The organism is Streptomyces griseus, assembly GCF_001715295.1.
Classification (GTDB): Bacteria; Actinomycetota; Actinomycetes; order Streptomycetales; family Streptomycetaceae; genus Streptomyces; species Streptomyces griseus_G.
The window spans coordinates 1,183,787-1,207,150 of sequence record NZ_MDKB01000001.1 but is presented as its reverse complement, the minus strand read 5'-3'; the positions used below and the strand labels follow the sequence as shown (position 1 = coordinate 1,207,150).

19 protein-coding genes and 1 pseudogene are annotated in these 23,364 nt (G+C 73.1%); 12 read left to right on the top strand and 8 right to left on the bottom strand.

Annotation, left to right across the window (positions count from 1 at the left end; genetic code table 11):
• Positions 1-61 precede the first annotated feature (61 nt).
• The gene (locus tag BA175_RS04750) at positions 62-1,573 is read left to right on the top strand and encodes an SDR family oxidoreductase (RefSeq protein ID WP_069169930.1); all 1,512 of its coding nucleotides are present in this window, start codon (positions 62-64) and stop codon (positions 1,571-1,573) included.
• Positions 1,570-2,946, top strand: coding sequence for a cryptochrome/photolyase family protein (locus tag BA175_RS04745; protein ID WP_069169929.1), 1,377 nt, complete (start codon positions 1,570-1,572; stop codon positions 2,944-2,946). Before BA175_RS04750 ends, BA175_RS04745 begins: the two co-directional genes overlap by 4 nt.
• A gap of 181 nt (positions 2,947-3,127) precedes the next feature.
• On the opposite strand, the gene BA175_RS04740 is transcribed toward BA175_RS04745, so the two are convergent.
• Positions 3,128-3,970, bottom strand: a complete 843-nt coding sequence (locus tag BA175_RS04740) for a DUF1206 domain-containing protein (RefSeq protein ID WP_079159373.1) — start codon at positions 3,968-3,970, stop codon at positions 3,128-3,130.
• Positions 3,971-4,043: 73 nt separating this feature from the next.
• Entirely contained in the window at positions 4,044-4,577 is a 534-nt protein-coding gene (locus BA175_RS04735; protein WP_069169927.1) for a DoxX family protein, read from the bottom strand.
• A 214-nt stretch (positions 4,578-4,791) separates the two neighbouring features.
• On the opposite strand from BA175_RS04735, the gene BA175_RS04730 reads away from it, so the two are divergent.
• The gene (locus BA175_RS04730) at positions 4,792-6,807 is read left to right on the top strand and encodes an NADPH-dependent 2,4-dienoyl-CoA reductase (protein ID WP_069169926.1); all 2,016 of its coding nucleotides are present in this window, start codon (positions 4,792-4,794) and stop codon (positions 6,805-6,807) included.
• A gap of 45 nt (positions 6,808-6,852) precedes the next feature.
• Positions 6,853-7,431: a PadR family transcriptional regulator gene (locus BA175_RS04725; protein ID WP_069169925.1), complete on the top strand. Its 579-nt coding sequence runs from the start codon at positions 6,853-6,855 to the stop codon at positions 7,429-7,431.
• An 80-nt stretch (positions 7,432-7,511) separates the two neighbouring features.
• Here BA175_RS04725 and BA175_RS04720 read toward each other — a convergent pair whose 3' ends face one another.
• Together BA175_RS04720 and BA175_RS04715 are read right to left on the bottom strand one after the other, a co-directional pair.
• The gene (locus BA175_RS04720) at positions 7,512-8,501 is read right to left on the bottom strand and encodes a hypothetical protein (RefSeq protein ID WP_254667806.1); all 990 of its coding nucleotides are present in this window, start codon (positions 8,499-8,501) and stop codon (positions 7,512-7,514) included.
• A complete protein-coding gene (locus BA175_RS04715; protein WP_069169924.1) occupies positions 8,498-9,334 on the bottom strand; it encodes a phosphatase PAP2 family protein in 837 nt (278 codons plus the stop codon). The genes BA175_RS04720 and BA175_RS04715 overlap by 4 nt, the downstream gene beginning before the upstream one ends.
• A 165-nt stretch (positions 9,335-9,499) precedes the next feature.
• Between BA175_RS04715 and BA175_RS04710 the strand changes: the two genes are divergently transcribed.
• The 5 genes and pseudogenes from BA175_RS04710 to BA175_RS04690 all read left to right on the top strand — a co-directional run bounded on the left by BA175_RS04710 (position 9,500) and on the right by BA175_RS04690 (position 13,089).
• A complete protein-coding gene (locus tag BA175_RS04710) occupies positions 9,500-10,129 on the top strand; it encodes a TetR/AcrR family transcriptional regulator (RefSeq protein ID WP_069169923.1) in 630 nt (209 codons plus the stop codon).
• Positions 10,130-10,333: 204 nt separating this feature from the next.
• Positions 10,334-11,347 (top strand): SPFH domain-containing protein, encoded by a 1,014-nt coding sequence (locus tag BA175_RS04705; protein ID WP_069169922.1) that lies wholly within the window; start codon positions 10,334-10,336, stop codon positions 11,345-11,347.
• On the top strand, positions 11,344-12,246 hold the full coding sequence (locus BA175_RS04700; protein ID WP_069169921.1) for a hypothetical protein: 903 nt from the start codon (positions 11,344-11,346) through the stop codon (positions 12,244-12,246). Before BA175_RS04705 ends, BA175_RS04700 begins: the two co-directional genes overlap by 4 nt.
• Before the next feature lie 54 nt (positions 12,247-12,300).
• A pseudogene (locus tag BA175_RS04695) lies at positions 12,301-12,474 on the top strand (NUDIX domain-containing protein); the annotation flags it as partial.
• A gap of 120 nt (positions 12,475-12,594) precedes the next feature.
• Positions 12,595-13,089 (top strand): FBP domain-containing protein, encoded by a 495-nt coding sequence (locus BA175_RS04690; protein WP_069169920.1) that lies wholly within the window; start codon positions 12,595-12,597, stop codon positions 13,087-13,089.
• 248 nt (positions 13,090-13,337) lie between these two features.
• Here BA175_RS04690 and BA175_RS04685 read toward each other — a convergent pair whose 3' ends face one another.
• The 3 genes from BA175_RS04685 to BA175_RS04670 all read right to left on the bottom strand — a co-directional run bounded on the left by BA175_RS04685 (position 13,338) and on the right by BA175_RS04670 (position 15,855).
• Positions 13,338-13,880 carry a DapH/DapD/GlmU-related protein gene (locus BA175_RS04685; RefSeq protein ID WP_069169919.1) on the bottom strand — a complete coding sequence of 181 codons (543 nt, stop codon included), beginning with the start codon at positions 13,878-13,880 and terminating at the stop codon, positions 13,338-13,340.
• Between the two features lie 100 nt (positions 13,881-13,980).
• Complete coding sequence (locus tag BA175_RS04680) at positions 13,981-14,967, bottom strand: LysR family transcriptional regulator (RefSeq protein ID WP_069169918.1); 987 nt, start codon at positions 14,965-14,967, stop codon at positions 13,981-13,983.
• A 435-nt stretch (positions 14,968-15,402) separates the two neighbouring features.
• Positions 15,403-15,855, bottom strand: a complete 453-nt coding sequence (locus BA175_RS04670) for a nuclear transport factor 2 family protein (protein WP_069169916.1) — start codon at positions 15,853-15,855, stop codon at positions 15,403-15,405.
• 247 nt (positions 15,856-16,102) lie between these two features.
• On the opposite strand from BA175_RS04670, the gene BA175_RS04665 reads away from it, so the two are divergent.
• Positions 16,103-19,186, top strand: a complete 3,084-nt coding sequence (locus tag BA175_RS04665) for an AfsR/SARP family transcriptional regulator (protein ID WP_069169915.1) — start codon at positions 16,103-16,105, stop codon at positions 19,184-19,186.
• Between the two features lie 326 nt (positions 19,187-19,512).
• Here BA175_RS04665 and BA175_RS04660 read toward each other — a convergent pair whose 3' ends face one another.
• Positions 19,513-19,704: a hypothetical protein gene (locus BA175_RS04660; protein WP_069169914.1), complete on the bottom strand. Its 192-nt coding sequence runs from the start codon at positions 19,702-19,704 to the stop codon at positions 19,513-19,515.
• 507 nt (positions 19,705-20,211) lie between these two features.
• Here BA175_RS04660 and BA175_RS04655 point away from each other — a divergent pair.
• Positions 20,212-21,543: a helix-turn-helix domain-containing protein gene (locus tag BA175_RS04655; protein ID WP_069169913.1), complete on the top strand. Its 1,332-nt coding sequence runs from the start codon at positions 20,212-20,214 to the stop codon at positions 21,541-21,543.
• 221 nt (positions 21,544-21,764) lie between these two features.
• Positions 21,765-23,364 (top strand): condensation domain-containing protein (locus BA175_RS31600; protein WP_254667805.1); only part of this gene is annotated, 1,600 nt, incomplete at its 3' end.

The window sequence follows — 23,364 nt, the reverse complement described above, 5'->3', positions numbered from 1 at the left end:
CCGCGGAGGGCGGGGAGGACGAAAAACTGAGGGCTCCCCCTCGGGGGCGGAGCGGAGGGCCATGGAAAACGACGGCGAAACAGCGGGTCTGCGGTGCCTGGTGACCGGGGCGACGGGGTACATCGGAGGCCGCCTGGTCCCCGAGCTCCTGAAGGCCGGTCACCAGGTGCGCTGCCTGGCGCGCAGCCCCGGCAAACTGCGGGACTACCCGTGGGCGGGCGCGGCCGAGATCGTCCGGGGGGACGTGACCGACGCGGAGTCCGTCGGCGAGGCGATGCGGGACATCGACGTCGCCTACTACCTGGTGCACGCGATGAGCGCGGGCCGCGGGTTCGAGGAGACGGACCGTAAGGCCGCCCGGATCTTCGGCGAGCAGGCGCGTGCCGCGGGGGTCCGCCGGATCGTGTACCTGGGCGGACTGACCCCCGCCGGTATGCCGGAGGAGGAGTTGTCACCGCATCTGCGCTCGCGCGCCGAGGTCGGCCGGATCCTCCTCGATTCGGGCGTGCCGACGACCGTGCTCCGTGCGGCCGTCATCATCGGGTCCGGTTCCGCCTCGTTCGAGATGCTGCGGTATCTCACCGAGCGGCTGCCGGTCATGGTGACCCCGAGCTGGGTGTCGACGCGGATCCAGCCGATCGCGGTCCGGGACGTGCTGCGCTACCTGGTGGGCAGTGCGCGCATGCCCGAGGACGTGAACCGTGCCTTCGACATCGGCGGTCCGGACGTCATGACGTACCGGGACATGATGCAGGCGTACGCGCGGGTCTCGGGACTGCCGCAGCGGCTGATCCTGCCGGTGCCGGTGCTGACTCCACGGCTGTCCAGTCACTGGATCGGGCTGGTCACTCCCGTCCCCCGCTCCATCGCCCGCCCGCTGGCGGAGTCCCTGCGGTACGAGGTCGTGTGCCACGAGCACGACATCGGGCGCTACGTCCCGGACGGCCCCGGGCAGCCCGTCCCCTTCGGCACCGCCCTCTCACTGGCCCTGCAGCGGATCCGCGAGGCCGGGGTGACCACGCGGTGGACCTCGGCCGCCACACCGGGCATTCCCAGCGATCCGCTGCCCACCGACCCGGACTGGGCGGGCGGGAGCCTGTACACGGATGTCCGCGAGCTGGACGTGGACGCCCCGCCCGAGGCGCTGTGGCGGGTCGTCGAGGGAATCGGCGGTGACAACGGCTGGTACTCCTTCCCCCTGGCCTGGGCGGTCAGGGGGTGGCTGGACCGGCTGGTCGGCGGAGTCGGCCTGCGCAGGGGCCGACGGGACGCCGAGCGGCTCCGCGTCGGGGACTCGCTGGACTTCTGGCGGGTCGAGGAGATCGAGCCGGGCCGTCTGCTCCGGCTGCGCGCCGAGATGCGGCTGCCCGGCCTCGCCTGGCTGGAGATGTACGCCCTGGAGGGGCCGGGCGGCCGGTCGCACTACCGGCAGCGCGCGGTGTTCCATCCCTCCGGTCTGCTCGGGCACGCCTACTGGTGGAGCGTGTCGCCGTTCCACGCGATCGTCTTCGGCGGGATGGCACGCAACATCGCCCGGGCGGCGGCCCGCGAGCCGGACGGGCGGAAGCCGTGAGCACGGCGGTCGTCCTGTTCACCTCCGACCTGCGGCTGCACGACCATCCGCCCCTGCACGCGGCCCTGGCGTCGGCCGACGAGGTGGTCCCGCTGTTCGTCCTGGACGACGCCGTCGAGGGTGCCGGGTTCGCCGTCCCGAACCGGCGGGCGTTCCTCGCCGACTGCCTGCGGGATCTCGACGCCGGGCTGCGCGACCGCGGCGGCCGGCTCGTCGTCAGGCAGGGGGACGTGGTGGGCGAGGTCTGCCGGGTCGTCGACGCGGCCGGCGCGGATGCCGTGCACCTGTCGGCCGGTGTCAGCGGATACGCCCGGCTCCGCGAGGAACGGCTGCGCGAGGCCCTCGGTGCACGGGGATGCCGGCTGTACGTGCACGACGCGGTGATCACCGCCGTCCCGCCGGGAGAGGTGACCCCCTCCGGGGTGGGCAGGGACCACTTCGCGGTCTTCACCCCGTACTTCCGGCGCTGGACCGGGGTCCCGCTGCGGGCCCCTTTCGACGCCCCCCGTTCCGTACGCGTCCCGGAGGGGGCCGCTTCGGCGGTGCTGCCCGCCCGGGCGGACGTCGCGGGCGTGTCGGCGGGGCTCGCCGAGGGCGGGGAGCGGGCGGGCCGGGCGCGTCTCGCCGCCTGGTGCCGTCAGGGCCTCGGCGCGTACGAGGCCGGTCAGGACGACCTGGCGGGCGACGCCACCTCACGGCTGTCGCCGCATCTGCATTTCGGCACGCTCTCCGCCACGGAGGTGGTCCACCGGGCCCGGGCGTTGGGCGGTCCGGGTGCGGAGGCCTTCGTACGCCAGGTGTGCTGGCGGGACTTCCACCACCAGGTCCTGGCCGCGCGGCCGCAGGCCGCCCACAGCGACTACCGCCCGCAGGGGGACCGCTGGCGCACCGAGCGGTCGGCGCAGGAGGACATCGAGGCGTGGAAGGAGGGCCGCACCGGTTATCCGCTGGTCGACGCGGCACTGCGCCAGCTGCGTCACGAGGGGTGGATGCACAACCGGGGCCGGTTGCTGACGGCGAGTTTCCTCGTGAAGACGTTGTACGTGGACTGGCGCGTGGGAGCCCGCCACTTCCTGGATCTGCTGGTGGACGGCGACCTGGCCAACAACCAGCTCAACTGGCAGTGGATGGCGGGCACCGGCACCGACAGCCGGCCCAACCGGGTGCTCAATCCCCTTCTCCAGGCCAGGCGCTACGACCCGGAGGGTGCGTACGTGCGCCGTTGGGTCCCGGAGCTCGCGGGGATCGAGGGGGGCGCGGTGCACGAGCCGTGGAAGGTGCGTACGGCGGGGCTCGGGGAGGGTTACCCGGAACCGGTGGTCGGGCTGGCGGAGGGTCTGGCCCGGTTCCGGGACGCACGCGGGCTCGTCTGAGCGGACCGGGGGCGTGCGGGGTGGGTGAGCCGGCCGGTGGGCCGCCGCCGGGCGGGTCCGTCGGTGGCTCCCCACCGGTCCGCCGTGGACGTCGGCTGATCGGTGGTCCGCCGGCCGGTCCTCCGCGGAGGGAGACTTCGGCGGCCCGCCGGCGGGGGCCGTGGGGAGGGCGGGTCGTCGTTCAGATCTTGCGCCAGCGGGCCTGGGCCCAGGAGAAGGCGCCGAAGGCGGCCAGTCCGAGGGCGATGAGGGCCAGCAGCCAGGGTCCGGCGGGGGTCTCGGTGAACGACCGCAGGGTGTCGTCCATGCCCTTGGCCTTACCCGGTTCGTGCCGGACGGCCGCGGCGACGGCGAAGCCGCCCGCCGTCGCGAAGAGGACACCGCGGGCGGTGCCGCCGAACACGCCGACCACGTCGACCGCGCGGCGGGCCTTCCTGGTCATCTCCGACAGCTTCAGGTGCTTGTGGTAGGCGCGTGTGACCGCCCGGTAGGCCATCCAGAGCCCGGCGCCGACGACGACGGCACCCGCGAGACCGACGAGCCACTGGCCTCCGGTCCAGCCCAGGACCCGGGCGGTGACGTCGTCGGTCTGCCGGTCGCTCGACCCGCTGCCGCTGCCCTGGTCACCGGCGGCGTAGGAGAGCACGGAGTACGCCACGAAGGCGTAGAAGACGGCGCGGCCGGCCGCCGCCGCCCGCTTGCTCGGCTTGCGGCCGTCGGGGCCGGCCTGGCCGAAGCACGCCTCGGAGAGGCGCCACAGTGCCATCGCGGCCAGGGCCGCACCGAGCGCCCACAGCAGGACGCTCCCGAAGGGCTTGGCGGCTATCTCCGCGATGGCTCCTCCTCGGTCGGCCTGCTCCCCGCCGCCGTCGGAGAAGGCGATTCGCAGGGCCAGCACGCCGACCAGGAGGTAGATCACCCCGCGTGCGACGAACCCCGCACGGGCACCCACCTCCATGGTTCTGCTGTTCGCCGCCCCTCTTGCCCGGTTCCGGCCGTTCGCCGTAAGCGCGTTCGTATTCATGAACGCCGGATTCCCCTGAACGGGCGATCAATGCGCTCTTCGGTCCTGACCGATCCGGAACGTTGCCCGGGGCTCAGGCCTCCTCGTCCTCGCCCTCCTGCACGGTCCGGCCCTTGGCGCGCCGGCCCACGACCGCGGCGGCGGCGAGAGCACTGCCCGTGAACGCGAGGGCCACGGTCCACGGCTTGTCGAAGAGGTGGCCCGTGACGTGGTCGACGGAGTAGCGCCCGGCGCCCGCCAGGCCGATCGCGGCGGCGGTGAAGCCGAGGAACGCCGGGTACTCGTAGCCGCCGCCCATCGCGAAGAATCCCGCCGGGGCGTGCACGGCCACCGCACCGGCCATCGTGCCGGCGGCGGCCGCCCCCGCCGCCGGCGTGGCGAGGCCGAGAGCCAGCAGGATCCCGCCGCCCGTTTCGCCGACCCCGGCCGCGACGGCACTGTGCCGGGGCGGGTGGAAGCCCATGGCCTCCATCGCGGCGGTGGTGCCCTGGATACCGCCGCCCCCGAACCAGCCGGCGAGTTTCTGGGTGCCGTGGGCGGCGAGGACGGCTCCCGTGCCGACCCTGAGTACGAGAAGTCCGAGGTCACGTCTGTTGAGGGCCGTCATGGGAGTCTCCTGTCGGCGGGGGCGGGCAGCGGTGCGCAGCCGTACGCACCCACTCTCGTCGGCCCGGGACGGCGGCGTGCCATGGTGCTAGGCCATGCGTGGCCCGCCCGTGCAGCGACTACCCGCGTGCGACCGACGTCATTGTGCAACTTGTTGCACAATGACGCGGCGGTGGTTTACAACTGGCACGACGACACCGCGCGAGGAGACCCCCATGAGCCCGTACCCCACGCTGCTGAGCCCGCTCGATCTCGGCTTCACCACCCTTCCCAACCGGGTGCTGATGGGATCGATGCACATCGGCCTGGAGGAGGTCGAGCGCGGTTTCGAGCGCATGGCCGCCTTCTACGCGGCCCGTGCGCGCGGCGGGGTGGGACTCATGGTCACCGGGGGCATCGCGCCCTGCGAACAGGGCTGCTCCTTCCCCGGCGGCGCCAAGATGACCACCGAGGCCGAGGCCGAGCAGCACGCCGAGGTCACCGCCGCCGTGCACGCGGCAGGCGGCCGGATCGCGATGCAGATCCTGCACTTCGGCCGCTACGCCCATCACCCGGGCCTGGTGGCGCCCAGCGCGCTGAAGGCGCCGATCAGCGGGTTCACCCCGCACGCCCTGACCGGTGACGAGGTCGAGGAGACGATCGAGCACTTCGTCCGTGCGGCGGAACTGGCACGCCGTGCCGGTTACGACGGCGTCGAGATCATGGGCTCCGAGGGCTACCTGATCAACGAGTTCATCGTCTCCGCGACCAACCACCGCGAGGACGGCTGGGGCGGCTCCTACGAGAACCGCATCCGGTTCCCCGTCGAGATCGTGCGCCGGGTCCGGGAGCGGGTCGGCCCCGACTTCATCCTGATCTACCGGCTCTCCATGCTCGACCTCGTGCCGGGCGGTTCCACCCTGGAAGAGGTCGTACGGCTGGCACGGGAGATCGAGGCGGCCGGTGCGACGATCATCAACACCGGAATCGGCTGGCACGAGGCCCGCATCCCGACCATCGCGACCTCCGTCCCGCGCGGCGCGTTCACCTGGGTGACCGAGAAGGTGCGCGGCGCCGTCTCCGTGCCCCTGGTGACGAGCAACCGCATCAACACCCCGGAGCTGGCCGAGGAGATCCTCGCCTCCGGTCGCGCGGACATGGTGTCGATGGCGCGGCCCTTCCTCGCCGACCCGGACTTCGTCGCCAAGGCGGCCGCGGGCCGCGCGGACGCGATCAACACCTGCATCGGCTGCAACCAGGCCTGCCTGGACCACATCTTCAGCCTGCGGATCACCTCTTGCCTGGTCAATCCGCGCGCCTGCCACGAGACCGAGCTGGTCCTCTCGCCGACCCGTACCCGCAAGCGGGTCGCCGTGGTGGGCGCCGGCCCCGCCGGGCTGGCGTGCGCGGTCACGGCCGCCGAACGGGGGCACGCGGTGACGCTCTTCGACGCGGCCGGCGAGATCGGCGGCCAGCTGAACGTGGCGCGCAGGGTCCCCGGCAAGGAGGAGTTCGACGAGACGCTGCGCTACTTCCGCACCCGGCTCGCCGAGGAGCGCGTGGACGTCCGGCTGTCCACCCGTGCCACGGCCGCCGCACTGGACGGCTTCGACGAGATCGTGCTGGCCACCGGCGTCGAGCCCCGCTCCCCCGCGATACCCGGCGTCGGGCACCCCAGTGTTGTCAGCTACCTGGACGTCCTGCGTGACGGCGCCCCGGTCGGCGAGCGGGTCGCGATCGTGGGGGCGGGCGGCATCGGCTTCGACGTCGCGGAGTTCCTCACGGACGGCGGCGACGCGGCGAGCCTGGACCCGGAGGTGTTCTTCCGCCACTGGGGCGTGGACACCTCCTACGCGGACCGGGGCGGCCTGCGCGCCCCGGAGCGCCCGAAGCCGCCGCGCTCGGTGCACCTGATCCAGCGGAAGGCGGCCAAGGTCGGGGCCGGGCTCGGCAAGACCACCGGCTGGATCCACCGCACCGAACTGCGCCACCGCGGGGTCACCATGATCGCGGGCGCGTCCTACGACCTGATCGACGACGAGGGCCTCCACCTGACCGTCGACGGCGAGCAGCACCTGCTGCCGGTCGACACCGTCGTCCTGTGCGCGGGCCAGGAACCGCGCCGCGAGCTGTACGAGGAGCTGCGCGCGGCGGGCCGGCCGGTGCATCTGATCGGCGGGGCGGACGTGGCCGCCGAGCTGGACGCCAAGCGCGCGATCCGCCAGGGCACGGAGCTCGCCGCGGAGCTCTGACGACCGCGGGCCGGTCCCGGGCCGGCCGTCCCTAGGATGCACTCCATGTCACTCCCGCACGCGATCCTCACCGCCCTGCTCGAGAAGCCGTCGTCGGGGCTGGAGCTGACCCGTAGGTTCGACCGGTCGATCGGTTACTTCTGGCCCTCGACGCACCAGCAGATCTACCGCGAGCTGGGCAAGCTGGAGCAGGCGGGCCGGATCAGGGCCCTGCCGTCGTCGCAGCCGGCCCGGGGGCGGAAGAAGGAGTACGAGGTGCTGCCCGCCGGGCGCGACGAGCTGGCCGCCTGGGTGGCGCTCGCCGAGGACCCGCGTCCCGTGCGCGACCCGCTGCTGCTGAGGATGCGGGCGGCTGCGGTCGTCGGGGCGCCCGGTCTCGTGGGGGAGCTCCGCAGGCACCTGGCGCTGCACCGGGAGCAGTTGGCGGAGTACGAGGAGATCGAGCGGCGCGACTTCCCGCCGGAGCGCACGGCCGACGAGGACCGGCTGCGGCATCTGGTCCTGCGCGGGGGCATCGACCTGGAGACGTTCTGGACGGGGTGGCTGACCCGGGCCATCGGCGAACTCGACGGGACGGGGGCGGGAACGGGCGGCGGCCGGGACGGCACGGGGGCCGTTCCCTGAGAGCTGTCCCGGGGCCGGGTCGCGCGTCACCGGTTCGCGGGGCCGTGCGGGTCGCCGTGTGTCTGTAGCGCCGCCGTGCCTCAGGGGCCGCCGACGGGTGTTCCGACCTGCTCGGACCGCGTCGGCCGAGGGCCGGGCGCGGACGTGGACGGGCCGGTGCGCCCCGCCCCGGTGCGGGGCGGGGCGGCGATGACGACCCGGGGCGGAGCACTCGCGACGGCCCGCGTGGGGACCTGGGCGGGCGCGGTCCGGCCCTGCGCCCGGCTGAGCAGCAGGACGCCCCGGCCGGCGGCCGCCGCGCCGACGAGCGCGGGAGCGAGGCCGACGGTCCCGCCCTGGAGGCGTTCGCCGAGCAGGGCGAGACCGATGACAGCGGCGGCGACCGGGTTGGCGAGGGTGACGACGGCGAGCGGGGCCCCGAGGCCGCCGCGGTACGCCGTCTGGGAGAGCAGCAGGCCGCCCATGGCGAAGAGGGAGACGAGCAGCGCCACGGTCACCAGCCGCCAGCTGAGCAGGGAACCGGCGTGGTCGGTGGCCGCGACCGTCAGTGTCTGGGTGAGCGCCGAGGCCACGCCGGAGGTGATGCCGGACGCGGCGGCGTGCCGGAGTCCCGGGCGGGCACCTGGGCGGCCGAGGCCGGCGACGAGCGCCATGGTCACCGCGCCGACCGCGAGGGCCTCGGTCAGGGTGAGCGTGTCGTGCGGCGCGGAGCCGCCCGCGGCGAGCAGCAGGGCGCCGAGGCCGACCAGGGTGAGCAGGGTGCCGCGCCACTCCGTGCAGCTGACCCGGCGCCCGGCGGCGCGGGCCCCGAGAGGGACGGCCGCGACGAGGGTGAGCGCGCCGAGGGGCTGGACGAGGGTGAGCGGCCCGTACTTCAGCGCGGCGACGTGCAGGAGTGCTCCGCCCGCGTTGAGGCCGACGGCCGACCACCAGGCCCCCCGGCGCAGCATGTGCAGGACCCCGGTGGACGCTTCGGGCCGGCCGGCGAGCCGCGCCTGCGCCACCGCCGCCGCGGCGTAGGCGCCGGCGGAGACGAGGGAGAGCAGGACGGCTACGGCTGTGGCGTTCATCCGCGCGCTCCGGTCTGTGCGTAGCCGCGGGCCCCAAGGGTCCTGTGGGCCGACCCGGCCGGCAGTGCCGCCGGCCGGGTCGGCCAGGGCAGTCGGACCGGGGCGTCCGCGGGGCGGGGCAGCCGGAGCGCGGCGTAGGCGACCGAGAGCAGTGCGGAGACCACGAGGGCGTCGAGCCAGTAGTGGTTGGCCGTACCCACGATGACGAGCAGGGTGAGCAGCGGGTGCAGCAGCCACAGCACGCGCCACCGGGAGCGGGTGGCGACGATCAGCCCGACGGCGACGGCCAGAGCCCACCCGAAGTGCAGTGAGGGCATCGCGGCGAACTGGTTGGCCGTCGAGTCGGTGGCCGGAGTGGCTGCGTAGACCGTGGGGCCGTACACCTGCCCGGTGTCGACGAGGCCCGTGGCGTGCAGCATCCGCGGGGGTGCGAGGGGGAAGAGCAGGTGCAGGGCGAGCGCGGCTCCGGTGAGGACGGCGAGTATGCGGCGCGACCACACGTAGTGGCGGGGGCGCCGCACGTAGAGCCAGGCCAGGAAGAGCAGCGTGGCGGGGAAGTGCACGCTCGCGTAGTAGGTGTTGGCCGCCTGCACCAGCGTGTGACTGTGCAGGAGCAGGCTCTGCACGCCCCCTTCCCCGGGGAGGCGGAGGGCGCGTTCGAGGTCCCAGACCTGGCCGGCGTTGCGGAACGCTTCCTCGACGCGTCCGTTCGCGGCCTGACGGCCGAGTTTGTAGACGAGGAAGAGTCCTGCGACCAGGAGGAGCTCGCGGAGCAGGGGCGGTCGGGCAGAGATGTCCGGCTCCCGGTCCGCAGGCTCGCTGCGGATGTCCATCACCCGTGCCCCTTTGCTGACGAAGCGTTGTTTCGGTAACGGCGCGGCTGGGCCGCGCCCTATCGATACGCCAGTGTACCGATACGCAGGCGTATCGGTACACGCGCGTATCGGTACACTGACGTATCGGAGGTCCCCGTCGCAACGGCGCAGAGAGGGAAGCACATGCAGTCGCCCGGTTCCGCACAGGAGTCAGCACCGTCGCCACGCCGGTCGAAGATCACACCGGAGCGGGCACAGGAGCTCTACACGGCCGTACTGGAGCTTCTCCGCGAGGGCGGTTACGAGTCCCTGACCATGGAGGGGGTCGCGGCGCGCACCCGATGCGGCAAGTCGACCCTCTACCGGCAGTGGGGCTCCAAGCCCGAACTGGTCGTCGCCGCCCTGCACGGCACCCGTACGCCCCTGCTGGCACACATCGACACCGGCACCCTGAGCGGCGACCTCCACGAGGCCGCGCGGGTCATCGACGCGGCCTCGAACCGCGACACCGCACTGATGCACGCGCTGAGCCATGCCGCGCTGCAGAATCCCGGGCTTCTGTGCGCGCTCCGCGAGGCTCTGATCGCGCCCTCGATCGACGCCATCGACGCGATGGTGCGGCGCGCCGTGGAGCGCGGCGAGGTCGCGGAAGGAAACCCCGCGGTGCCGTTCGTCGCCGCCCAGCTGCTGGGGGTCATGCGCGCCCGGCCACTCCTGGAGGGACGGTACGGCGAGGAGGGGTTCCTCACCCACTTCATCGAGTCCGCCGTCCTGCCCGCACTCGAGGCCCCGGCACCCCCGTCCGGGTCCTGACGCACGTGGGCCGTCGTCCGAGCGGATGACGGCGGCCCGCTCGCGCCGCACCGTGGGGACGGGGTCGGCGCGCACCTCCGGCCGGTGGCTTCCACGAAGCCACCGGCCGGCCGCTTTCCGGACCTCACCCGGCCCCTTCTCGTCCTCTTGACGATATCCACCCTCCCGATTATCGTCTTGATGACGAGAAAGAGGGGGTCCGATATGGCCGACATCACCCGGCGCCTCGGCAGGCGGCACCTGCGCTCCGCGCCCACCGCCCACATCCGCCACCACAGGCGCGGCAGGCTTGTCCACGACGGCCCGGGGCTCAGCTTCTGGTTCCGGTCACTGACCGCGGCGCTCTCCGAGGTCCCGGTCGACGACCGCGAGCTGGCCATGGCCTTCCACGGCCGTACGGCCGACTTCCAGGACGTCACGGTGCAGGCCACGGTCACCTACCGGATCAGCGACCCGGCCGAGGCCGCCGCCCGGCTCGACTTCTCGATCGATCCGGACACCGGCGTCTGGCGGGCCGCCCCGCTGGAGCAGATCGCCACCCTGCTCACCGACACCGCACAGCAGCACACCCTGGACGTACTGGCCCGGACGCCGCTCTCCACCGCACTGGTCGACGGGGTCGCCACCGTACGGGAACGGGTGGCCTCCGGGCTCGCGACGGAGCCGCGGCTGCCGGCGACGGGGATCGACGTGGTGACCGTACGCGTGGTCGCCATCCGCCCGGAGGCGGAGGTCGAGCGCGCGCTGCGCACCCCGGCAAGGGAGCAGATCCAGCAGGACGCCGACCGCGCCGTCTACGAGCGCCGGGCCGTGGCGGTCGAGCGCGAGCGGGCCATCGCCGAGAACGAACTCGCCAGCCGCATCGAACTCGCCCGTCGAGAGGAGCAGTTGGTCGACCAGCGAGGGACCAACGCCCGGCGCGAGGCGGAGGAGAAGGCGGCAGCCGACCTGGTCCGTACGGAAACCGAGGCGGGCCGCACGGTGAGCCTGGCCCGCGCCGAGGCCCAGGCGGCCCGGGAGGTCGGGGCGGCCCGCGCCGAGGCCCAGGCGGCCTGGCTGCGGGCCCACTCGGAGGCGGCCCCCGGAACGCTGCACGCCCTGGCGGTCACCCGGCTGGCCGAGAACCTTCCCCGCATCGACAGCCTCACCCTCTCCCCCGACGTCCTGACGGGCCTGCTGGCCAGACTCGGACGGACCGAGCCCGGGGCGGAGGGGTGAGCCTGGCACCCCGGGCGGTGCTGGTGCACCGCAGGACCGAGTACGAGGAGCTCCTGGCGCGCCACGGGACCCATGGGCAGGCCGCGTTCTTCCTCTCCACCCGTGGCCGGTCCGTCGAGGAGGTGGCCGAGCGCCACGCGCGCACCCGGCGTGCCCTCGACGAGGTGGCCGCCGGCATACCGCTGACCTGGCGCCGCACACGGGTGGAGCGGGCGGATCTCGACCGCTTCCTGTTCGCCCCGCAGGACGTGGTGCTCGCGGTCGGTCAGGACGGCCTGGTCGCCAATTGCGCCAAGTACCTGGACGGCCGACCCGTGATCGGCATCAACGCCGATCCAGGCCGCAACCCCGGTGTCCTCGTACGCCACCGGCCCGCCGACACGGCGGCGCTCTGCCGGGCCGCCGTCGCGTCCGGCGACCGGACGGAGGCGCTCACCATGGTCGAGGCCGTCGCCGACGACACGCAGCGGCTGCTCGCCCTGAACGAGATCTGTCTCGGTCCGCCCGGCCACGGGACCGCGCGCTACCGCATCTCCCCGGACGGCCCCTCCGCGGCCGGTGAGGAGTCCCAGGCGTCCTCGGGCGTCCTGGTCGGCACCGGTACGGGCGCCACGGGCTGGATGCGCTCCCTGTGGGCCGAGCGGGGCAGCACACTGCGACTGCCGGGCCCGGCCGATCCCCGGCTGCTCTGGTTCGTACGCGAGGCGTGGCCCTCTCCGGCGACCGGCACCTCGCTGGTCGCCGGGGAGCTGGGCCGCGGGGAGGGGCTCGCGCTCACCGTCGAGTCGGACCGGATGGTGGTCTTCGGCGACGGCATGGAGGCGGACGCGCTGGAGCTGACGTGGGGCCAGAGCGTCCGTCTCGGAATCTCCCCCACCTCGCTGAACCTGGTCGTGTGAGGATGACGGGATTCCGTACGCCCGTCCCCCGAACAGCCGGGAGCAGAACAGACCATGAACGACGGATCCTCCTCCCCCGCGACCCGCAACACCCGTCCACCGCTCGCCCAGGCCGCCTTCGGGGTGGGTGTGATCGTGCGGGACGGGGAGGGCAGGATCCTCCTCGGCAGGCACCGGGACGGCACCTGGGAGCTTCCCGGCGGCAAGATCGACCCGACGCACGAGTCGTCCCCCGGCTCACCACCTGCCGATCGGGCCGCCCGGAGGCACGGGTCTGTGATCACCGGCACCGACCTACAGCGGTTAATCATTTGCCTATAGGTCGTAGGCACGCCTAGCCTCGTCGGTATGAGAGCAGTAAGTGAGCAGGACATCCGTGCGTCGTTCGTCAATTGCTCGAAGGGCGAGGCGAAACGTCTGCCGCTGCCCCGCGACCTCGACGAGCAGCCGTGGGACGACCTGGACTTCCTGGGCTGGCGCGATCTCTCCGCGCCCGACCGGAGTTATCTCGTCACCGAGCTCCACGGGGAGCTGACCGGCGTGACGCTCCGCTTCCCGTCCCAGCAGCGCGGCTTCCTGCATCGCAGCATGTGCTCGGTCTGCCTGACCACGCACCCCGGCAACGGTGTCTCCCTGATGACGGCCCGTAAGCGGGGGCAGGCCGGACGGGACGGCAATTCGGTCGGCATCTACCTCTGCACCGACCTCGACTGCTCGCTGTACGTGCGGGGCAAGAAGCTCCCGGCGTCCGGCCGGCGCCTGGAGGAGTCACTGACCGTCGCGCAGCAGATCGAGCGGACGAGGAGCAAGCTCTCCGCCTTCCTGGACACCCTCGCGCCCTGAGGCGGTCACCGCCCTCCGGTGCCGTCTGCGCAACCGGCCCTCGCGGCTGCTGCTCCTGCGCGAGGGCTCGGGAGCGTCCGGGTGCCGTACCGCCTCGGCCACGAACTCGGCGGGCGGCCGGGCGCCGCCGGGTGGCCCGGTGCCGGTCCGGGTGACCGGCACGGCAGGCCGGAGGCTCACCGTCCGCCTGCCGGGGCGCGAGGAGCGGGTGGGCCGTGCACCTCGTCCCGGCATACCCGCCCCGGTCGTCACCACTGCCGGCGCACGGCGGCTTTGGTGCCGGTCACCAGGCTTGCGGGCGGGACGTCGTCCGCCACGACCGCGCCTGCGGCGATCACGGCGTCGCGGCCGATGCTGACGCCGGGCAGGATCGTGGCCCCGGCACCGATCCACACGTTCTCCGCCACGTCGATGGGCCCGCCGGTGAGGTACAGCCGCCGCTCGCCGGGATCGACCGGGTGGCCACTGGTGAGGAACGTGACCTTGGGCCCGACCATCACCCGCTCGCCGAGCCGGATGCCGGCGTAGTCGAGGAACGTGCAGTTCTGGTTGATGAACACACGCTCGGCGAGGTCGAGGTGGAGGCCGTGGTCCGTGAAGAAGGGCGGATAGATCGTGACGTTCGCCGGCAGGGGGCTGCCGAGGATCTTCTCGAACAGTTCCGCCTTTCCCGCCTCGTCCTCGAAGGGCAAGACGTTCAGGCGTGAGGTGAGTTCCGTGACGCGGAGGACCCTCTCGGCCATCGCCCGGAACTCGGCGCCGTGGATGGGCATGAGGCGGTCGTCGGACATGCCACGCCCCTTTCTGTGTACCGGTGGCTGCGTACGGGTGACCGGACAGGACCGGCCGGTCGCCGGCGACGAGCGGCGGCCCGGGCGACCGGCGCCGTGGTCACCTTCGCCGGGGCGAGGAGACACGGATGTGCGGAAGGTCGCTGCCGTCGGGCCGGGGTGACGTCGCCCAGGTGGGGAGCCAGACCGGCCCGGAGAGCCGCGGCAGACTTCGGACGTGGGCGAGGACTCCACGGAGTCCCGGGTGCGGGTGCGTCTTCGGGAGGACGAGCGAGAGGGGATAGGCGAGGGCCGGACCCACGACCGGGATACGGCGCAGGTCGTGGCCGGCCGGCCAGATGTACCGGTCGCGGGAACCGACGAGGGTGGCCACGTCCGCGGAGTCCGCGAGGGTGTCCAGGAGCACCTCGTCCCCGAAGTGCGGGCCTGCCGCGTCGAGGCGCAGGTCGAAGTCGGTGGCGAGCTGATCGTAGAACTCCGCCCACTCGCTCCCGGGTGCGATGCCCGGCACCCAGATCCGGTGCCTCCGCAGCTGTGCCGGCGTCAGTTCCCCTGCTGCGGCGAGCGGGTGTCCCGGGCCGACGAGCAGTTCCAGCGGGGAGTCGAACGCGTGGATCATCCGGACGTCGGGGGGTAGTACGGCCGGGTCGGTGACGGTACGGAACGAGGCGTCGACGTCGCCCGCCTCGACGGCGGCGACCGCCACGCGCGGGTCGGTGACCTTGAGGGTCACCACGTCGAGATCGACGTCGGGATGCGACCGCCAGTAGTCGTGCAGCACGACGGCCTGGGCGCTGCGCAGGCCGAGAACGTCGATCCGAAGGGCCCGTGAGCCCGGTCCGACCGCCGCGACGGCACGCTCGACGCCCGCGACGACGCTCCGCGCGTGAGGGAGGAACGCCTGCCCGTCGAGCGTCAGCTCGACCCCCCGGGCATTCCGTGAGAACAGACGCACGTCCAGCTCGCGCTCCAGGGCGGCGATCCGCTTGGAGACCGCCTGCTGGGTCACGCCCAGCTCATCGGCCGCGCGGTGGAACTGCCCGAGCTCGGCCGCCCGGACGAACGATCGCAGCGCCTCGGTGTCCATGGGTTCACTGTAGGGACGCCCAACCGATCGTTGTGGCTCGCCGGGCGACGGTTGTCCTTGTCCGAGCCCGCCCGCACCTCGGGTGGCGACCGGACGGTGCCCGGGGACGGCGTGGGGGTGGCCGGCTCGGGGCGGGGGTCCGCAGGTGGGGCGGCGGTCAGCGGTCGGCCGACCTGGCGAGCCCTGCCACCGGATGACGCGTACGCGGTGTCGAGCCCCTCCGGACGGAAGCGGATGCGGTACATCACGGGGGCGACACACGGTCGAGGACCGTATCGATGTCGGGCGGGCTCTCCTCGCGGTCGACCGCGCGGCCGGGTATGGCGTCGATCCGGCGTGGCCCGGCCGGCGTCGCTTCCGTCCGGGTCGCCGGGGCGGGCGTCGCGGAAGCGGGCGCGGCCAGGACGCCGGGCCCCTCCGGAGGCACAGCCCCTCTCAACGCGTGGGCGGCGGGGCCCCGGCCCCTGTCCACGGCCTCGTCCCGCACCCTTCCGGCTCCGTGTGGTAGTAGCGCGTACAGGACTCCACCATGCCGTCGCCTGCGATGCGGAAGAAGTCCACGAAGCGCAGGGTGGTGACCTCGGTGCCGGAGGTGATGCGGCGGCCGGCGGCGACGATGCTCCGGTCGCGGGCGACGACGCGGTCGATCTCGTGGCGGGTGTGGGACCCGGTGTGGTCGCGGTGGGCGCGCAGGACCGCGGTACGGCCGCGGACGGTGGGGACGCCGGGCAGTTCCAGTTCGACGTGGTCGTGCAACAGCGAGGCGCACGCGTCGAGGTCACCGGCGTCGAGGTAGTCGTAGACGAGGCGGACGTGGTCGGCGCCGGCGGCGGTGACCAGGTCGCTCGCCGCGTCGGGGCCCGTGTTCGTCCAGGCGTCGGCGTGCATGGGACGCCTCCTTTCTGCTTCGCCCTGCACTCTTGCGCAGTGCGCCAACCCCCGCCTATCACGCCGCTATCCGCCGGGAGCCGGGTTCAGGCCACGGCAGGATGGACAGACCGTGAGGGTTGTGGAACCTTTGGGAATGTTGATCCCGACGTATCAAGTCGCTTACGAGGTCGGAGGCCCGGTGGCCGAGGGCACGACGCATACGGTCCAGCATGCCCCCGGCACGTCGCGACCCCCTTTCCAGTTAATGGGTCCGCTCCAGGTCCGGGGCAAGGACGGGCCGCTGCGGGTGCCGCCGGGACGGCAGGAGGTGATCCTGGCCGCGTTGCTGCTGGAGGCGAACCGGGTCGTCGGCACGAACTATCTGGTGGACCTGATCTGGGAGGACAACCCTCCGGAGACCGCGCGCACCCAGGTGCAGATCTGTGTCTCCCGGCTGCGGAAGCTCCTGGCCGGCGCGGACAGTACCGTCTCGATCTCGACCCGTCCGCCGGGTTACGTGCTCCAGGTCGACACCGGGGACGTCGACTCGCTGCTGTTCACCGGCCTGGTCGCGATGGCGCGGCGGCAGCGCGACGAGGGCGAGCCGGAGAAGGCGGTGACGCTGCTGAAGTCGGCGGTGGCCCTGGGACAGGGCGCGTCACTGACCGGGCTGGTGAGCGGCCCGCTCACCAACAAGGCCCACAAGCTGGACGAGGAACGGCTGAGCGCCGTCGAGCTGCGGTTGCAGATCGAACTGGAGCTGGGACGGCACGACCGGCTCGTGGGAGAGCTTCAACTACTCACCCATGAGAATCCGTTGCGTGAGCGTCTGCGCGGGCAGCTGATGTGTGCCCTGTACTGGTCGGGGCGCCAGGCGGAGGCACTGGAGGCGTTCCGCGCCGGGCGCAGGATCCTCGACCAGGAACTCGGGCTGGCACCGGGCAGGGAGCTGCAGCAGCTCGAGGCGGCGATCCTCGCCGGTGAACTGCCCCCTCCGTCCCGGGCGCCGCAGCCCCGGGACGGAGAGGCGGGAGCCCACCCCGGCGCCGCCTCGGCCCCCACGACCCGACGCGCGGGAAGCCGGGGGCCGTCCGGCGGGTCCGGAACGCAGGCCGGTGCCGAACGGACCGCGGACCGGGGTGACCGCGAGCCCTCCCGGAGACCACTCTCCCCCACCACCCTCCAGGACGCCTCCCGCGACCGGGCCGAGCAGCAGTCGCACGACGTCCGGCCGCAGCAACTCCCCGCCTCGACGTCCGACTTCGTCGCGGACGAGGCCCAGCTGGCCTCCCTGGAGCAGGCGTTGGCCGGTGGCCGGGGCCGCAAGGTGGTGGGGCTCGCCGTGATCACCGGCAAGCCGGGCACCGGCAAGTCCACGCTCGCCGTGAACGTCGCGCACCGGCTCGCCGAGACGGGGTTCCCCGACGGTCAGCTCTACTGCGACCTGCGCGGCACCGGCACACCGGCCACCGCCCTGGAGGTGCTGGGCCGCTTCCTGCGGGCACTGGGCATCCCTGGTCAGCTGATCCCGGACTCGCTGGACGAGCGGGCGGAGATGTACCGGACCCGGCTGGCCTCGCGCCGCCTTCTGGTGGTCCTGGACGACGCCGCCACGGAAGGCCAGGTGCAACCACTGCTCCCCGGCAGCCGTGACTGTGCCGTGCTGGTCACCAGCCGGGCGCGGCTGACCGCGCTGCCCGGCGCGTACCGCGTCGAGCTGGACGTCCTGGACGAGGAGCGGGCACTGAGACTGCTGTCCGGCATCATCGGGCGGGAGAGGGTCGAGGGTGAGGCGGCGTCCGCCGAGGCTCTGGTCCGTACGGTGGGACGGCTGCCGCTGGCTCTGCGGATCGCGGCCGCCCGGCTCGCCGCCCGCCCGCACTGGACCCTGGCCTCGATGGTGCACAGGCTGGCCAACGAGCGGCACCGTCTGGACGAACTGGCGCACGGCGAGATGACGATGCGGGCGAGCCTGTCGCTCACGTACAACGGTCTGACGCCGGAGGACCGCCGGCTGCTGCGCATGCTGAGCATGTCCCGGACACCGACGCTGCCCAGCTGGCTGGCCGGCGCCCTGCTGGACGACGACCGCCCCGTGCCGTCGGACCTGATGGAACCACTGGTGGACATGCAGATGCTGGACGTCGTCGGTGTGGAGCGCACCGGCGGCTACCGGTACCAGTTCCACGAGATCATCCGGGTCTACGCCCGCGAGCAACTGGCCGAGCACGACGCCCCCGAGACCCGGCGGGCCGCGCTCTCGCGCATGGCGGGCGGCTGGATGCATCTCGCGCAGGAGGCCCATCGCAAGGTCTACGGCGGCGACTTCACCGTCCTGCACGGCGATGCCCCGCGCTGGGCGCCGCCCGCTTCCTGCACCGAGGACCTGCTCGCCGATCCGCTGGCCTGGTTCGACGGGGAGCAGGCCGCCCTGTGCGGGATGGTGGAGCACGCCGCCGACGAGGGCCTGCACGACGTCAGCTGGGACCTGGCGACGACCCTGGTCACCCTGTTCGAGGTGCGGGGCCTTTACGACCTGTGGGAGCAGACCCATGTGCGGGCGCTGGCCGCCGTGCGCAAGGCCGGCAATCTGCGGGGCACCGCCGCGGTCCGCGCCTCGCTCGGTTCCTTGTACATGAGCCGCAACGAGTTCGACATGGCACGTCAGGCACTGAGTTCGGCGCTCGACGTCTTCCAGGCCCTGGACGAGCCGCAGGGCGAGGCGCTGTGCCGCCGCGACATGGCGCTCATCGCGCGGACGAACGGCGAGGACGACACCGCCCTCGAACTGTACGAACGGGCCCTTGCGGACTTCGACCGGGCCGGTGACGTGGTGGGCCGGGCGATCGTGCTCACCCAGAGCGCCCACATACGGATGCGCCGGGGGGACAAGGCCGCGGCGCAGACTCAGTTGGACGAGGCTCTGGAGATCTACGACGGGGTCGGCTATCCGGGAGGCAGGGCGCGGACCCTGCGCAGGGTGGGGCAGCTGCTGTTGGAGCGGGGTGAACTCGATCTCGCGGTGCTGACGTTCACGGAGGTTCTGGAACTGTGCCGGGACTCCGGGGATGTGATCGGCGAGGGGCATCTGCTGCGCGATCTGGGCAGCGCCTTCGCGCTGATGGGGCGGCCCGACCGGGCCAGGTACTTCTTCGACCGGGCCGTCACGGCCCGCGAGCAGATCATGGACTTCGGCGGTGGTGCTCTGGCCCGCCTGGATCTGGCGCGGCTGCTGGACGGTGAACCGGAGCGTGCCAGGGAACTGCTCGCCCCTGCGCTGGACGTGTTCAGGAACCGGGGCATGAAGCGTGAGCTGGCGGAGACGCGGCGGCTTCTCGGCGCCGGCTGAGACCGGCGGCCGCACAGTGGCTGGGGCCACCCGGCTCGGGGCGGGCCGAAACGAGCGGTGCCGGGGGCGGAAGTCGGCGGGCGCGGGAGTCTGAGATCGACGGACGCGGGAGCCGAGGTCGGCAGACGTGGAGGCCGAGGTCAGCAGACACAGGAGCCGAGGTCGGCGGATGCGGAGTCCGGGGTCATCGGACGCGGAGGCTGAAGTCAGCAGACGCAGGAGCCGAGGTCGTGGAAGCAGAGACTGAGGTCGGCAGCCACAGGACCTGACGTCAGCGGACACAGGTTGCACTCGGGCCGGGGGCCGGGGGCTCAGTGCCCGGGCGGTCAGTCCCAGGGGTTGTTGTCCGTGGGGCCGGTGGCACCGGGGGTGGGGGTGCTGGTGGTGGCCGGCTGGGTGGGGGTCCCCGACGCGTCGTCGGCCCAGCCCGTCTGGACACCGATCCCGGTCACGATCACGACCGCGGCGGTGGCGAAGGCGGCGCGGAGGGCGTTGCGGGCGGTGGTGTTCTTCGTCATCGGACTGGCCTCTCGTCGGTGTTCCGTTTCCTTGTGGACATCACGTTAGGAACGACCGGATTCACCGCACCGGTCCCGGCCTTATCCCCCCGCTATCACGGGTCCGCACCCCTATCACCCGCAGTGCGCGTCCGCCCCGGCACGGCGTATCCGCTTCCCGTGCGCGCCCCGTCGCTATCGCGGAACGGGCCGGCCGCCCCTGGACCGCGTTGGTCGCGCGATGCCCCCCGGATAGCCCCCGTCTGGAGGATCCCGGCAGAAGCAGGGCGCTGTCCCACCACTCCCGGTGGATCAGCGGGCGGCGGGCAGACGGGTGCATCGCACGGCAGAGGGCGTCCACGTACCGGATGTACGGGACGTTCCGACAGCGCGGCGAGGTGCCGTCGCTGTCTCGTAAGCCCGCCGGGAAGTGCGGGACAGCCCTAAGGCACGACAGCCGTCCCTCACAGCACCCCGGCCCGCAGCCGCTTCCGGGGTCGCCTCCCCCCGACGAGCAGGAGTCCTTTCATGACGCTCAGCCTCCCCCCGCAGGACACCCCGGCGACCTCCGTCCCCCTCGGCTCCCTGATACGTGGCCACCGTCTCCGTATCGGTCTGACCCAGCGGGAGCTGGCGGACCTCTCCACCATCAGCGTGCGTGCCATCCGGGACCTGGAGAAGGGAAAGGCCCAGCGGCCGAGAACGGACACCCTGCGCCTGATCGCCGACGCGCTGAGACTCGGCCCCCGTTCGCGTACGGCGCTGGAGGCGGCCGGACGCGGGCCGCGGGCGGGCGATGACATCCGCCGCCCGTCCCTGGAACGGGCGGCGCCGCCCGTCCCGCTGTACCCGCTGGTGGGCCGGGAGGCGGAGACGGGCGTGGTCGTCGAGGAGCTGAGGTCGGGTACGGAGCGGCTGATCACCGTCGTCGGACTGAGTGGCGTCGGCAAGACCAGGCTCGCCCTGGAGGCGGCAGCCCGGCTGCACGACGCCGGGCTGCCCGTACTGTGGCACTCCGGTGCCGAGGCCACCGCCGACTGTCTCCGGGCCGACGACGACCCGCTGCCCCGGCTGGCCGACGGGTGCGCGCGTTTCCTGCGCGGCGACGGTGAGGCCGTGGACCTGCTGCCCGGGCTCGGGGAGGTCGTGGGGGCCATCGGCGGACACGGCACCGTGCTCGTCCTCGACGGCGTCGACACCGGCGGCCTCGACTTCGGACGGCTGAGCCGGCTGCTGCGTGAGTTCCCAGGCCTGCGACTGCTGATCACCGGGGAGCGGCCGTGGAACGTACCCGGTGAACGCCTCTTCCTCCTCTCTCCGTTGGAGGCGCCCGCCCCCACTGCCGGGGGCACGGACGGGGCGGCCGTCCGGTTCTTCCTCAGTCAGCTCCGCCGGGTCCGCCCGGACATCGTGCCCGACGAGCAGGCGCTCGCCGATGTCGCCTGGATATGCCACCGCCTCGACGGCCACCCGGCCGCCCTGGGCGCCGCCGCCTCCTGGCTCACCGTCTGCGACCTCTCCACCCTGCGCAACATCGTCGACTCCGACCCGGCCCCGCTGCTCGACCACCTCGCCGGAGACCCGCACGGCTCCCGTCTTCAGGAGCGGGTCGGCCGCACCCTCGCCGCGCTGCCCGTCGCGTACCGGACGCTGGTCGGCGACCTGTGCCGCGTGGACGACGGGGAGTTCCTGCTCCAGGACGTCGTGCGGCTGACCGGGTACACGCTGCCGGAGTGCGGGCGGCTGGTCCGTGAGCTGCTGGTCAGCGGCGTCGTCCGGTCAAGCGGGGACAGCGGACGACCGGGGTTCCGCGTCCTGTGCGTGGTGCGCGCGTCGGTCGGCGCCGCGGCTGCCGTCTGACTGCCGCCCCTGCGAACTGCTGGTGCTACCGCCGGGACAACTGCCGCTCCGCACCCGGCTCCGGCGGTTGTATGGCCCTGCCGGCCCGGCACGGACGACAGGGCGGGGCCGGCCGTGGCCGGCTCCTCCCTCCCGGTCCGCCGGCCCGGCACCGCCCGTACTCCCTCGCTCCGCGCTCGCAGGACCCGCCCCTCCCCGCCGCGACCCACACAGGAGACCCCATGCCGTCCGACGCGACCGTCGCACCCGCTCCGGCTGCCTTCCGGCTGCCGCTCTCGGAGGCCCAGCGCGACATCTGGACGGCTCACACCCTGGACCCCACCGGCCTGAGGTACAACGTCGCAGAGTGCCGGGACATCCTCGGCCCGGTGGACCCGGCGCTGATGCGGGCCGCCTGGCGCCGCCTCGTGGAGGAAGCGGACGTCATGCGCACCCGCTGCTTCGAGGACGACGGCGAGACCGTGTGGCAGCTGATCGACGCCGAACCGGGCGCCCGTACCCTCCCGTTCACCGACGTGAGCGCCGAGGAGAATCCGGAGCGTGCGGCCTGGGGTCTGATGGACGCTGCGGTCGGGAGCCCTTTCGACCTGACCCGCGAGTCCCCGGTCCGCTGCGCGCTGATCAAGCTGGCCGAGGACCGGTACTTCTACTTCTACGCCTTCCACCACCTGCTGGTCGACGGCGTGAGCGTGTCGATGCTGCTGAAGCGGCTGGTCGAGCTGTACGAGAAGGCGGTCGCCGGCGAACTGTGGGGCGATGCGCCGTTCGGTCGGCTGTCCGACCTGCATGCCGAGGACGCCGCCTGGCGGAGCTCCGAGGAGGCCGTCACCGAACGGGCGGCCTGGCGGGAACACTTGGCGGGAGCGCCGGAGACACGGCACAGCCTGGTCCGTGGCGCCGCCCGGGCGGTCCCGTCCCGGGGCGTCCTGCCCTTCGCCCGTCGCACGGTCCTGGTGCCGGCGGCGGACGCGGCCCGGCTGCGCGCCGTGGCGCGCGCCGAGCGGGTCTCCTGGCCCGTCCTGGTCGTCGCCCTGTTCGCGGGGTACCTGCACCGCGTCACGGCGCAGGACGAGCTGATGCTCCGGCTGCCGGTGACGGGCCGGACCACGAAGGCCTCCCGCAGTACACCCGGCATGACGTCGAACGTCGTACCGCTGCGGCTGCGCGTGGGCCCCGAGGACACCCTCCACACGCTGGTGCGGACGGTGTCCGCCGAGGTCAAGCACGGTCTGCGCCACCAGCTGACCCGTTACGAGGACCTGCGGCGGGAGGCCGGCGCCCTCACCGGCGCCCGCAGGCTGACCGGGCCGATCCTCAACATCATGGGCTTCAACGCCGACATGACGGTGTGCGGCCACCCCACGATCAACCACAACGTGAGCAACGGCCCCGTGGACGACCTCAGCGTCGCGGTGTACGACCTGGGGACGGCGGACGGCCTGCGCATCGACTTCGACACCCCGGTGGACGGGGTCGACTCCGACGCCGTCGCCGCCCACCAGGACCGCTTCGCCGCCTTCCTCACGGCCGCCCTCGCGCCGGCCGAGGGGCGGGGAGAGCCGGCCGGCCGCAGGATCGCGGAGCTGGAGGTGCTCTCGGGAGCCGAGCGGGAGCTGCTGCTCGGACCGTGGGCCGGGGCCGTGACCGACCGGGAGGACGTCTCGCTGGTGGAGCGGTTCGAGAAGCAGGTGGCCCGCTTCCCGGACGCGGTCGCGCTGATCGACGGTGACCGGCGGATCACCTACGCGGAGCTGAACGCGTCCGCCAACCGCTGGGCCCACCACCTGCGCGCACAGGGGCTTGGCCGGGGCGACCTGGCCG